The organism is Streptomyces sp. 3214.6 (genome assembly GCF_900129855.1).
Taxonomy (GTDB): domain Bacteria; phylum Actinomycetota; class Actinomycetes; order Streptomycetales; family Streptomycetaceae; genus Streptomyces; species Streptomyces soliscabiei.
Window position 1 is genome coordinate 1,495,172 of record NZ_LT670819.1, and the last position, 12,678, is coordinate 1,507,849.

The 12,678-nt window shown below is 70.6% G+C and carries 12 protein-coding genes; all 12 read right to left on the reverse strand.

Going from position 1 to position 12,678, the window contains the following annotated elements:
• Positions 1-24: 24 nt before the first annotated feature.
• The 12 genes from ispG to B5557_RS06745 all read right to left on the reverse strand — a co-directional run bounded on the left by ispG (position 25) and on the right by B5557_RS06745 (position 12,663).
• Entirely contained in the window at positions 25-1,179 is a 1,155-nt protein-coding gene (gene ispG, locus B5557_RS06695; protein ID WP_079658251.1) for a flavodoxin-dependent (E)-4-hydroxy-3-methylbut-2-enyl-diphosphate synthase, read from the reverse strand.
• Between the two features lie 5 nt (positions 1,180-1,184).
• Positions 1,185-2,207, reverse strand: a complete 1,023-nt coding sequence (gene hpnH, locus B5557_RS06700; protein WP_079658252.1) for an adenosyl-hopene transferase HpnH — start codon at positions 2,205-2,207, stop codon at positions 1,185-1,187.
• 5 nt (positions 2,208-2,212) lie between these two features.
• Positions 2,213-2,854 (reverse strand): phosphorylase family protein, encoded by a 642-nt coding sequence (locus tag B5557_RS06705; protein ID WP_079658253.1) that lies wholly within the window; start codon positions 2,852-2,854, stop codon positions 2,213-2,215.
• A complete protein-coding gene (gene shc / locus B5557_RS06710; protein ID WP_079658254.1) occupies positions 2,855-4,876 on the reverse strand; it encodes a squalene--hopene cyclase in 2,022 nt (673 codons plus the stop codon). It abuts the gene before it with no gap.
• Between the two features lie 119 nt (positions 4,877-4,995).
• Positions 4,996-6,060: a polyprenyl synthetase family protein gene (locus B5557_RS06715; protein WP_079658255.1), complete on the reverse strand. Its 1,065-nt coding sequence runs from the start codon at positions 6,058-6,060 to the stop codon at positions 4,996-4,998.
• 74 nt (positions 6,061-6,134) lie between these two features.
• Entirely contained in the window at positions 6,135-7,640 is a 1,506-nt protein-coding gene (gene hpnE / locus B5557_RS06720) for a hydroxysqualene dehydroxylase HpnE (RefSeq protein ID WP_079658256.1), read from the reverse strand.
• Entirely contained in the window at positions 7,637-7,789 is a 153-nt protein-coding gene (locus B5557_RS46150) for a DUF6380 family protein (RefSeq protein WP_416071038.1), read from the reverse strand. Before B5557_RS46150 ends, hpnE begins: the two co-directional genes overlap by 4 nt.
• Positions 7,789-8,739 carry a presqualene diphosphate synthase HpnD gene (gene hpnD / locus B5557_RS06725; RefSeq protein WP_079658257.1) on the reverse strand — a complete coding sequence of 317 codons (951 nt, stop codon included), beginning with the start codon at positions 8,737-8,739 and terminating at the stop codon, positions 7,789-7,791. The genes B5557_RS46150 and hpnD overlap by 1 nt, the downstream gene beginning before the upstream one ends.
• On the reverse strand, positions 8,736-9,647 hold the full coding sequence (gene hpnC / locus B5557_RS06730; RefSeq protein ID WP_079658258.1) for a squalene synthase HpnC: 912 nt from the start codon (positions 9,645-9,647) through the stop codon (positions 8,736-8,738). The genes hpnD and hpnC overlap by 4 nt, the downstream gene beginning before the upstream one ends.
• Positions 9,648-10,011: 364 nt before the next feature.
• Entirely contained in the window at positions 10,012-10,800 is a 789-nt protein-coding gene (locus tag B5557_RS06735; protein ID WP_079658259.1) for an ABC transporter ATP-binding protein, read from the reverse strand.
• On the reverse strand, positions 10,793-11,722 hold the full coding sequence (locus B5557_RS06740; RefSeq protein WP_079658260.1) for an ABC transporter permease: 930 nt from the start codon (positions 11,720-11,722) through the stop codon (positions 10,793-10,795). Before B5557_RS06740 ends, B5557_RS06735 begins: the two co-directional genes overlap by 8 nt.
• 95 nt (positions 11,723-11,817) lie before the next feature.
• On the reverse strand, positions 11,818-12,663 hold the full coding sequence (locus tag B5557_RS06745; protein WP_173877813.1) for a glycosyltransferase family 2 protein: 846 nt from the start codon (positions 12,661-12,663) through the stop codon (positions 11,818-11,820).
• Positions 12,664-12,678 lie beyond the last annotated feature (15 nt).

Genomic DNA, 12,678 nt, shown 5'->3' on the forward strand with positions numbered 1-12,678 from the left:
CGGGCCCCCTTCGGTCCGTGCTGTTCAACTCACGGTGACGGCCGGCTCCCCCGACACGCCGTCCTGTTCCATCTGCTCGGCGATCTTCATCGCTTCCTCGATGAGGGTCTGAACGATCTTCGACTCGGGCACGGTCTTGATGACCCGCCCCTTCACGAAGATCTGCCCCTTGCCGTTGCCGGAGGCGACGCCGAGGTCGGCCTCGCGGGCCTCGCCGGGGCCGTTGACCACGCAGCCCATGACGGCGACGCGCAGCGGGACCTCCATGCCCGTGAGGCCCGCGGTGACCTCTTCGGCCAGCTTGTACACGTCGACCTGGGCGCGGCCGCAGGACGGGCAGGAGACGATCTCCAGCCGCCGCTGCCTGAGGTTCAGGGACTCCAGGATCTGGATGCCGACCTTGACCTCCTCGGCCGGCGGCGCGCTCAGCGACACCCGGATCGTGTCGCCGATGCCCTGCGACAGCAGCGCGCCGAAGGCCACCGCCGACTTGATCGTGCCCTGGAACGCCGGGCCCGCCTCCGTGACACCCAGGTGCAGCGGGTAGTCGCACTGGGCGGCGAGCTGCCGGTACGCCTCGATCATCACCACCGGGTCGTTGTGCTTGACCGAGATCTTGATGTCGCGGAAGTCGTGCTCCTCGAAGAGGGACGCCTCCCAGAGTGCCGACTCGACGAGAGCCTCCGGGGTGGCCTTGCCGTACTTCTGGAGCAGCCGTCGGTCCAGCGAACCGGCGTTGACCCCGATCCGGATCGGCGTGCCGTGGTCCCTCGCGGCCCGCGCGATCTCCCTCACCTTGTCGTCGAACTGCTTGATGTTGCCGGGATTGACGCGTACGGCCGCACAGCCCGCCTCGATCGCCGCGAAGACGTACTTCGGCTGGAAGTGGATGTCCGCGATCACCGGGATCTGCGACTTGCGCGCGATCGTCGACAGGGCGTCGGCGTCGTCCTGCGTGGGGCAGGCGACGCGGACGATCTGACAGCCGGACGCGGTGAGTTCCGCGATCTGCTGCAGGGTGGCGCCGATGTCCGACGTACGCGTCGTCGTCATCGACTGCACCGACACCGGGGCCCCGCCCCCGACCGCCACCGGCCCGACCTGGATCCGCCGCGACTCGCGTCGCGCCGCCAGGGGCCGGACCGGCATCTCGGGGACGCCCAGGGAAACGGCGGTCACGGCCGTCAGTCCCGGTTTCCGTTGACGGTCTCGCGCATGGCACGCAGGGACTCCTTGAGGGAGCCCATGGTGGCGAGGACGGCGGTGGGCTCGTAGCCGCAGTGCGCCATGCAGTTGGCGCAGCGCGGGTCCTTGCCGCGGCCGTACTTGTCCCAGTCGGTGTCCTCGATGAGTTCGCGGTACGTCGGCACGTACCCGTCGCTCATCAGGTAGCAGGGCCGCTGCCAGCCGAAGAGCGAGTAGTTCGGGATCGCCCACGCGGTGCACGGGAAGTCGACCTTGCCCTCCAGGAAGTCCAGGAAGAGCGGGGAGTGGTTGAGCCGCCAGCGGCGGCGGTTGCCGCCCGAGAAGGCCTTCTTGAACAGCTCGCGGGTCTGCTCCACGCCCAGGAAGTGCTCCTGGTCGGGCGCCTTCTCGTAGGCGTAGGCGGGCGAGATCATCATCTCGTCGACCTTGAGGTCGTCGTTGAGGAAGTTGAGCACCTCGATGATGGTCTGCGGGGTGTCGGTGTTGAAGAAGGTCGAGTTGGTGGTGACCCGGAAGCCGCGCCGCTTGGCCTCCTTGATGGCCGCCACGGCCTCGTCGAAGACGCCCTCCTTCGCCACGGACTCGTCGTGCCGCTCACGCAGCCCGTCGATGTGCACGGCGAAGGCGAAGTACGGGGAGGGCGTGAACTGGTCCATCTTCTTGCGCAGCAGCATGGCGTTGGTGCAGAGGAAGACGTACTTCCTCCTGGCCACCAACTGTCGCACGATCTCGTCGATCTGAGGGTGCATCAGGGGCTCGCCGCCCGCGATGGACACCATCGGCGCACCGGACTCCAGCACCGCGCCCACGGCCTGGGCGACCGGCATGCGCTGCTTGAGCACTCCCGCCGGATGCTGGATCTTGCCGCACCCCTCGCACTTGAGGTTGCAGGCGAAGAGGGGCTCCAGTTCGACGATGAGCGGGAACTTCTCCCGCTTACGGAGCTTCTGTTCGGCCAGGTATGTAGCGACCTTGATGGACTGGCGCAGCGGCATGGCCATGTGGCTCACCTCCGGGGGAGCAGAACATTACGGTGCCATTCGAAAAAAGCAGGCAGTACTGAACGAAGAACACGGAAAGCCGATATTCCACCGCGCACCGTGCCGATCCGGACGAGTTCATGTTCTGGAGCGTCCACGACCACCCGGACGGCCGCAACCGGGCGCGGCTGGGCACGCACGGCGCTCAGGAGCGTCGCCGCCGACTCCATGTCGACCGCGATTGCGCCGGTGGTGAGCAGGTCGCCCCGTTCGTGACCGCGCACGACGTGGTCGGAGCCGATGACGGGGCCGGTGTGGACGGTGCGCCCGGGCAGGGTGCGCACGAGCTCCTTGACGAGCAGTTCGGTGCCGACGCAGGGGACGCTGCCGCGCGGGTCGCGGGTCTCCTCCGCGACGACCAGGTCACCGGGGTGCATCCCGGGGGCGAGCCCGGCGCAGAAGCCCGTGGCGAGCACGGCCGCGCCCTCGAGCACCGGGTCGGCCAGGACCCGGGTGACGGAACGCTCCGCCGCCTTCGGCCCCATGCCCGTCCGCAGGACGGTGACCGGCCCGTCGGCCCCGCTGCGGTCGCCCATGCGCAGCGCGAGGTGCTCGATGCCGAGCGCACAGGCGATCAGCAGCGGGGCGGGGACGGGCTGTGCGCTCATTCAGCTCCCCTCGGCCTCGGCAGCGGCCGGCCGGACGCCGGGCTTCTTGCTGAACGGCTCGCCGTGCACGTACCGGCCGAGTGCGGTCAGCGGGAAGACCTGCCGGTAGAGGTGGTAGTTGATGGAGAAGTCCCACGGGAAGCCGGTGCCGGTGAAGTACGGCTCGTCCCATGAGCCGTCCTCCCGCTGGGTCTGCGCCAGCCAGGCGATGCCCCGCTCGACGCTCTTGGAGTCCTCCTCGCCCGCGGCGAGCAGCGCCATCAGCGCCCACGCCGTCTGGGAGGCCGTCGAGGCGCCCCGGGCGCTGAAGCGGGTGGGGTCCTGGTAGGAGCGCAGGTCCTCGCCCCAGCCGCCGTCGTCGTTCTGCACCCGCTCCAGCCAGGCCACCGCCCGCCGGATCGCGAGGTGCCTGGTAGGCAGGCCCGCCGCGGTGAGGGCGGGCACCACGGACCCCGTCCCGTAGATGTAGTTGACGCCCCAGCGCCCGAACCACGAACCGTCCGGCTCCTGTTCGGCCAGCAGCCACTCGATGCCGCGCCGGGTGCGCGGATCGTGCGAGAGCCCCTCCACCGCCAGCATCTCGACGACGTGCGCGGTGACGTCCGCGGACGGCGGGTCGATGACCTCGCCGAAGTCGCAGAACGGCAGCCGGTTGGGGAACGGGCTGGTGTTGTCGACGTCGAAGGCGCCCCAGGCCCCGTTCCGTGACTGCATCCCGAGGTTCCAGCGCACCCCGCGCGCGATGGCCCGGTCCATCCGCCGCGGGTCGTGGTGCTTGACCCGGCGCAGCGCGAGGACGACCTCGGCGGTGTCGTCGATGTCGGGGTAGTTGTCGTTGTGGAACTCGAACGCCCAGCCGCCCGGCGGCAGTTGGGGACGGCGTACCGACCAGTCACCGGGGCGCACCACCTGCTCGCCGAGCATCCAGTCGGCGGCCTTGACCAGTTGCGGATGATCGGCGGGCAGCCCTGCGTCGGCGAGCGCGATGGTCGCCAGACAGGTGTCCCACACCGGCGACTGACAGGCCTCGATCATCCGGGCGCCGTCCTCGCGCCACACGGTGTACCGGTCGAGCGACGCCAACCCGGCCCGCATCACCGGGTGTTCGAGGTCGTAGCCGAGCAGGTGCAGGGCGATGATCGAGTAGACGGCGGGCGGCTGGATCCCGCCCCAGCAGCCGTCGTTCTCCTGGCGTTCGATGATCCAGCGGGCGGCGGAGTTCAGGGCGGACTTGCGCAGCCTGCGCACCGCGACCGATCGGTAGCCGCGCACCACCTTGTCGAGCCGCTGGAAGAGGCCGTCCCAACTGTTCACCGGAGCAAGGGGTTTGGGCGGGTTGGGGTTGGCCAGGTCGGTGTGCAGTTCGTCGAGCGGGAACGGCGCCGGGCGCACCGGGCGCTTCGCCGACACGACGGTGAGCGGCACGATCGTCTGCCGGGCCCAGCAGCCGAAGTTGTAGATGCTCAGCGGGAACCACTTGGGGAAGTACAGGAGCTCCGGCGGGAGTTCGGGCAGGTCCTCCCACTTCCACCAGCCGAACAGGGCCAGCCAGATCCGGGTGAAGACGCGAGTGGCGGCGATGCCGCCCTGGTCGCGGATCCACGCGGAGGCCTGCGCCATGTGGGGCGCCTCGGGGGCGTCCCCGGCCAGGCGCAGCGCGACATAGGCCTCGACGGTGGCGGAGAGGTCGGGCGGGCCGCCGTAGAAGGTGACCCAGGTGCCGTCCTCGCGCTGCTCGCCGCGCACGAAACGGGCGGCGGCCTGCGTGGTGGCCTCGTCGCGGATGCCCAGGAACTGACGGAGCAGCAGGTCCTCGGCGTCCATGGTGACGTTCGTCTCGAGGTCGCCCTTCCACCAGCCCTCGGCGTCCTGCCGGGCGAGCAGGAAGTCGGTGGCGCGCTGCATCGCGCGTGCGGCGGCTTCTTGTACCCCGGCCGCCACGGGGATGGTGATGTCGGTTTCGCTGGCCGCGGCAGCGCGGGGCGGGAGAGCCCCGGTGCTTCCGTCGGTCGTCGCTGTCATGGCTTCCCCTTCGTGCAGTGTGCATGTCGTTGCGTCTGCTGTGGGTCCGCCGTCGGCCGGTGCTCTGACTCCTCGCACACCGGCCGGCGACTACGCGAGGGCTATTCGACCGATAGTGATCATCTCTTTCGTACGACGACGAAGTCGGCGAGCGCCGTGAACCGGGCCCGCACCTGCTCGGGCATGTCGACGGCGTTCAGGGCCTCCAGGGCGACGGTGTGCTGACGGCGGGCCTCCTCGGCGGTCCATTCGCGGCCGCCGGCCTCCTCGATGAGCGCGGCGCGGGCCGCGAACTCCTCCTCGGAGAAGTTCTCGAAGTCGCTGCTCTTGGCGTCGGCGGCGAGGATCTCGCCGAGCCGCTCGGAGGCGGGGCCGCCCGCCGCGAGCGCGGCCACCACCGGCAGGGACTTCTTGCGCTGGCGCAGATCGCTCCAGGTCTGCTTGCCGGTGGACACCGGGTCGCCCCAGATGCCGAGGAGGTCGTCGACGGCCTGGAAGGCCAGGCCGAGGTGGTAGCCGTACTTCTCCAGCGTGTCGGCGGTGCGCTCGTCCGCGCCGCCGAGCACGGCGCCGACGGAGCTGGCGCAGGCCAGCAGGGCGCCGGTCTTGTTGCCCTCCATCTCCAGGCACTCCTCGACGCTGACGCGGTCGCGGTGCTCGTAGGAGATGTCCTGGGCCTGGCCGTCGATGAGGGCGCGGGTGGCGGTGGTCAGCCGGCGGGTCGCGCGGCCGGCCTCGACGGTGCCGAGTTCGAGGAGGATCTCGTTGGCGAGGGCGAACAGGGCGTCGCCGACCAGGATGGCCTGGGCGGGGCCGTGCACCTTCCAGACGGTGTCGCGGTGCCGGCGCTGTTCGTCACCGTCCATCAGATCGTCGTGCAGGAGCGAGAAGTTGTGGACCAGTTCGACGGCGACCGCGCCGGGAATGCCGACCTCGGGCGCGGCGCCGGTGACCTCGGCGGAGAGCACGGCGAGGGCGGGGCGCACGGCCTTGCCGCCGTCGCCGTCGGTCGGGTTGCCCTGGGCGTCGATCCAGCCGAAGTGGTACGCGGCGACCGTGTCCATGGGCGGAGCCAGCCGGTCGACGGCCGCCCTCAGCACCGGCGTGGCCAGGGTGCGGCCGCGCTCCAGGAGCGCGGTCACGTCCACCGCGGTCCTACGAGCGTCCGGCGTGGCCGGGGGCACAGGGGGCACTGTTTCTCCTCTTGTTGCGGTACCGGAGGGGGTGCGGGGGTGTGCCGAGCCGTGCTGATCGACCTTCACCGGATCTCACCTCGCAGAGAAGCGCCGGTCCCCTCCGGCTTTCGGCCGGGGGTCCGGGGGTTGCCCCCCGGGATGGTGCGGTAGGCCGCCTCCTCGAACGCGAAGAGACGGCGGGGGCGGGGCCGGCCCAGGGCGCTCAGCACGGCGTCCGCCGCGCTCACGCCGCTGCGGACCGCACTCTCCATGGTCGCGGGCCACCCTGTGGCGGTCCACGCTCCGGCCAGGTACAGGCCGGGGGCTTTGGTGCGGGCGCCGGGACGCAGCCGTCCGACGCCGGGGGTGGGGGCGAACGTCGCCGTGCGCTCCCGGGTCACGAAGAAGTCCCGCACCTCGGCGCCGCGCGCACGCGGCAACAGCCGCTCCAGTTCGGGCAGATAGCGCTCGCGCAGCACGGCGACGGGTTCGTCGATCTCGTCCTTGGCGGCGGACTGGGACAGCGCGAGGTACTGGCCCTCGCGCAGGCCGGAGGCGTGGGTGCGGTCGAAGACCCACTGCACGGGTGTGCCGAGCGCCGCGAAGAAGGGCTTGTCGAGCACCTTGCGGTCGTAGACGACATGCACGTTGAGGATGGGCGCCGTGTCGATCTCCAGCAGTCGCCGCGCGTCGTCGAGCGCTCCGTCGGGGAGCAGGTCGTGCGTCTCGCGCTGCGGCACGGCGAGCACGACGGTGTCCGCGCGAAGCGTCTCGCCCGGAATCTGAACGCTCCACGCCCCGTTTTCGTCACAAGAGAGGGAGGTGACGCGTGAACGGACCTCGATCCGTACGCCCGAGGACTCGAGCGCCTTGCGGGCCAGCCGGTCGTGCAGTTCGCCCAGCGGGACGTGCGCCCAGCCGATGTCGGCCGCGCCCGGCTCGGACAGCAGACCGGTCTTGAACACCATCGCGGCGAGCCCCAGCGAGGAGTCCCCCGCGACCGCGTTGAGGGTGGCGACTCCGACCAGGTCCCACAGGGCCTCGACGGCGCGTGCCGACTGACCGTGCGCGGTCAGCCAGCTGCCGAAGTCCTGCGCGTCCAGGGCCGGATCGGCGAGGTCGAGTCCCTTGAGCGCGAGCGCGGCCCGGCCCACTTTGGCGCGTTCGGCGAGCGAGAGGTGTGGATAGGTGGCGAGGCTGCGCCCCAGATGCAGGGGCACCGGCAGCGCGTCGCGTCGCAGCCTGCCCAGCCGCCGCCCCTCGGGTTTGGCGAGGTCGACGACGGGCACGTCGAGCCGGTCCTGCAGCGGCGCCAGCGCGCTGCCCCCGATGCGGTCGAGGAACCAGCGGTAGGCGGTGCAGCAGCGCAGGTACACGTGCTGTCCGTTGTCGACGGTGAGGTCGCCGCGCTGGAAGGAGAAGGCGAGGCCACCGAGCCGGGGCCGGCTCTCGAGCAGGGTGACCCGTACACCCGCGTCGGCGAGTGCGAGCGCGGCGGTGACACCCGCGAGCCCGCCCCCGACGACGACGGCTGTGCGTCCCGAAGTACCGGAAACCTCCGAGGCATCGGCGAGCTGCTCGTCGTTCATCGTGCACCCTCCCGTGCGGGCCGGCCATGGTGTGTGAACTCTGCACCGCAGGCCGTCGCAGTCAGGGACGCCGCGCCGGACCGGAGGGTTGCATGCCGGTTTTGTCCGGCGGAATCACCGCGTCCCACTGTGTCGCCCGCCGCGTCCATCAGGTGTGCCTCCTGACGGTCCGCCGCGACACATGCCGGGCGTCCAGGCCCGACAGGCCGCGCACGGCGACGTAGGCCTTCTCCCGGCCGGGCAGCGAGACCCGGCCGCGCAGCACCGCCTCGGGGTCGCGCTCGATGCGGTCGAGGAGCCGGCGGTAGATGCCGGCCATGGCGGCGACACAGGCGCCGCTGCGCCGGTCGAGCAGGGGGAGCAGCCGGTAGCCCTCGGCGAACAGGGCGCGGGCCCGTCGTACTTCGAAGTGCACGAGACCCGCGAAGTCGGAGCCGTCCAGCGGCTTGGGTCCGTCGAACCCCGCCGAGCAGCCGAACTTGGCGAGGTCGTCGGCGGGCAGGTAGACCCGGCCGCCCTCCGCGTCCTCGCGGACGTCCCGGAGGATGTTCGTGAGCTGGAGCGCGAGCCCGAGGGTGTCGGCGTACTCGGGTGCGCGCTCGGCGCCGCGTGCCCCGGGTTCGGTGCCGAACACGCCGAGCGAGAGCCGCCCGATGGCGCCCGCCACACAACGGCAGTACGCCTTCAGGTCGTCCCAGGTCTCGTAGGTCTCCCCGCGCACGTCCATCAGGACGCCGTCGATCAGCTCGTCCAGGCCGCCCAGCGGGATGGGGAAGGCCCGGGCCGTGTGCGCCAGGGCGACCGCGACGGGGTCGGTGTCGTCCTCCTCGACCTCGCCCTCGCGGACCCGGGTGAGGAGCGCCCGCGTGTCCTCGAGCCGGGCGGTCTTGACGTCCCCGTCCAGCGCGCCGTCGCCGATGTCGTCGACGCGGCGCGAGAAGGCGTACAGCGCCGACATCGCGCGGCGCTTGGGCGTGGGCAGCAGCCTGATGCCGTACGCGAAGTTACGGGCCTGCTGTCCCGTGACGGTCTCGCAGTAGCCGTAGGCGGCGAGTACCGGCGCGGACACGTGTGGTGACGACTCCACGGTCCGGATCACCCCTCTCCTCGCAGGGTCACGCCCACCTCGCGCAGCAACTGCAGCTTGCCGGGCTTGGGCGGGCCGGGAAGTACGTCGTAATCGGCGGCGGCGATCGCGTGGATCGCCGCCCTTCCTCCCGCCACGAACCCTGCGAGCAGCAGTCTCAGCCTGCCGTGGACGCTACCCACCAGGGGGGTGCCTTCATTCAGGAGATCGCGGGCGCGTTGCGCCTCGTATGCAACCAGAGCGCGCACCGACGCGCCCGCGGTTTTCGCGGCGAGATCCGCTTCCCGCACGTGAAAGCGCTTCATGTCCGTGGCGGGCAGGTAGACGCGGTCGCGGCCGAGGTCCTCGGACACGTCCTGCAGATGTTCGACGATCTGCAGTGCGGTGCAGATCGCGTCGGACCGGCGGACGCGCTCGGGGGTCGAGGTGCCGGTGACGGCGAGGACGAGACGGCCGACGGGATTGGCGGACAGTTCGCAGTAGGCGAGGAGATCGTCGTAGGTCTCGTAGCGGGTGACGAGCTGGTCCTGCCGGTTGGCGGCGATCAGGCCGAGGAAGGGCTCGGGGGTGAGCGAGCGGCGGCGGACCGTCGGCCGGAGGCGGCGCAGCAGGGGGTGGCGGGGTGGATCGTCGGATCCGGCGAAAACACGATGCAGATCGGCTTCGAAGGCGTCCAGCAGGAGCAGCCGGTTCTCGGCCTCGGTGGCCGACACGCCGAGCAGTCGGGCGTCGTCGCCGCCCGGGTCGAGGTCGCCGTCGCCGATGTCGTCGACGAGCCGGGCGAAGCCGTAGACGGCCATCAGGTCCTCGCGCCAGTCCCTGGGCAGGAAGAACGGGGCCACGGGGAAGTTCTCGTGCGCGGCCTTGTCGAGCGTGCCGCGTTCCGGGTCGCCGGTGCGTGGCGCGACCGGCGCCGTCATCGTGGACCGCCCGGCGCGGGGACGGCACGGCCTGCGCTGAGCTGGGGAGTTTCCGTAGCCATTGCCGTCACATCTCCCGTTCTACACTGCGGACCCAATACACACTATTTCGGACACGCCGCCCGGCCGCCCGTGCACCGGCCCGACCATGGGCGCTGCGCAATATCGCCCCACTTGACGCGTTTCGGGACCGGTCCAGCTTACGTTGTACAACGCAGCACGGTTCGCGGGGGTGTCCTGCACATCACAACAACACACCGATTGGCGTCAAGATTCCTAAGGCGACACGGAGTTGACGTTTCCTTTGCAGACGCAGGGCCCCGCCGGGAAGTTCCGGCGGGGCCCTGCGTCTGGTCGCATCGCTCTACTTGGCCGAGAACTTCTCGTACTCCTTGAGAACCTCTTCGGTCGGGCCGTCCAGGCGGAGTTCGCCGCGCTCCAGCCACAGCACACGGTCACAGGTGTCCCTGATCGACTTGTTGCTGTGGCTGACCAGGAACACCGTGCCGGCCTGCCCCCGCAGCTCCCGGATGCGTTGCTCGGAGCGGCCCCGGAACTTCGCGTCGCCGGTGGCCAGCGCCTCGTCGATCATCAGGACGTCGTGGTCCTTGGCGGCGGCGATGGAGAAGCGCAGCCGGGCCTGCATGCCGGAGGAGTAGGTGCGCATCGGCAGGGAGATGAAGTCGCCCTTGTCGTTGATGCCGGAGAAGTCGACGATCTCCTGGTAGCGCTCCTTGATCTGCTCACGGGACATGCCCATGGCCAGGCCGCCGAGCATGACGTTGCGTTCGCCGGTGAGGTCGTTCATCAGCGCCGCGTTGACGCCCAGCAGCGAGGGCTGGCCGTCGGTGTAGACCTTGCCGCTCTCGGGCGGCAGCAGGCCGGCGATGGCCCGCAGCAGGGTCGACTTTCCGGAGCCGTTGGAGCCGATCAGGCCGACGGCCTCGCCCCGGTGGACGGTGAAGGACACCCCGCGCACCGCATGCACCTTGCGCACACCCCGGGTCGCCTCGCCGGAGCCCCGCTTGACCATGCGGCTGAGCGCGGACGTGGCGCTGCCCTTGCCGCCGCCCGCGCCGTTGACGCGGTAGACGATGTGGACGTCCTCGGCGATGACGGTCGGGATGCGCGGTCCGGGGAGCCGCTCAGCCACGGCCGTACCTCTCCTCGGCCCGCCAGAAGAACACGAAGCCGCCGACCGCCAGCAGCAGCGCCCAGCCGCCCGCGACCCCCCACACGTGGGCGGGCAGGTTCTCGGCCTCGTACTCCTCGATGAGCGCGAAGCGCATCAGGTCCATGTAGATGGCAGCCGGGTTCCACTGCAGGATGTTCGCCACCCACTGCGGCTTGTCGGCGAGGAAGACGGGGATGGAGAACATCACGCCGGAGGCGTACATCCAGGTCCGCATCACGAACGGCATCAACTGCGCCAGGTCAGGGGTCTTGGCGCCGGCCCGCGCGAACACCATCGCCAGGCCGGAGTTGAAGCAGAACTGCAGTATCAGCACCGGCACGATCAACGCCCAGGAGGCGTCCGGGTAGCTACCGAAGCCGATGACGACCACGAACAGCACGACCATCGAGTACAGCAGTTGCTGGAGCTGCTGCAGGGCGAAGGAGATCGGCAGCGAGGCGCGCGGGAAGTGCAGGGCGCGCACCAGGCCGAGGTTGCCGGAGATCGCGCGGACACCGCTCATCACCGAGCTCTGCGTGAAGGTGAACACGAAGACGCCCGTGACCAGGAAGGGGATGTACACCTCCTTCGACATGCCCCGGCCGGCGTCGAGCAGCAGGCCGAAGATCATGAAGTACACGCCGGCGTTCAGCAGCGGAGTGGCCACCTGCCACAGCTGGCCGAGCCTGGCCTGGCTGTACTGCGCGGCCAGTTTCGCCGAGGAGAAGGCCAGGATGAAGTGGCGTCGGCCCCAGAGCTGGCGGACGTACTCCGGCAGGGAGGGGCGCGCCCCGCTCACGGCCAGCCCGTACTTGGCGGCCAACTGCGCCGCCGTGAGGCCTTCGTCGGGCGACGGAGGCGCGCTCACCACGACTCCGACGTCATGCGTTGTCTCACTCACAAGTAGGAAACTTTCCTCTTCGGGATGCACAGCCTCGACGGCTGGCATGAGCCGGCGGGCCCCTGGTACGGCCCGGGTTCCTCAGGACGAGCTTGTCAGATCACCGGGGGCCGGCCCAGTCGGGTCAGCCGCCATACCGTGCGCCACTTCATGGGCCTGCGCGGTCCGCACGGAGTGCTCCAGCCTTCCCGGAAACCGCCGAACCAGGCCTTCAGCGCGGAGCCCGAGGGGCGGCGCGCCAGCGTCAGCAGCAGCCAGACCCCGAGGTAGACCGGGACCAGCGGGACGGGAAGGTTGCGGCGGGCCAGCCAGACGCGGTTGCGGGCGACCATGCGGTGGTACACCGCGTGCCGCGAGGGCGCCGTCGTCGGGTGGTGCAGCACCATGTCGGACCGGTAGTCGATCATCCAGCCCGCGTCGAGGGCCCGCCAGGCCAGATCGGTCTCCTCGTGGGCGTAGAAGAACTCGTCCGGGAGTCCGCCGACTTCCGCGAAGACCTTCGTGCGGACGGCGTTGGCGCCGCCGAGGAAGGTGGTGACCCGGGAGGAGCGCATCGGGTCGGAGGCGCGCAGCCGGGGTACGTGGCGGCGCTGGGTGACCCCGGTCTCCGGGTCGGCGATCCGGAAGCTGATGATGCCCAGCTTCGGATCGGCGTCGAAGGCCTGCCGGCACAGCTCGGCGGTGTCGTGGTGGGCGAGGAGGCCGTCGTCGTCCAGGAACAGCAGGACGTCGACGTCCCGGCCGCTGGGGCCGAAGGCCTCGATGCCGACGTTGCGGCCGCCGGGGATGCCGAGGTTCTCGGGCAGTTCGACCGTGCGGACGCCCTCGGGGACGTCCGGGACGGGCGCGCCGTTGCCGACGACCACGACCTGGACCTGGTCGCCGTCCTGCTTGGCGACCGAGTCGAGCAGCGCGCGCAGCTCGTCGGGGCGGTTGCCCATGGTGATGACGACCGC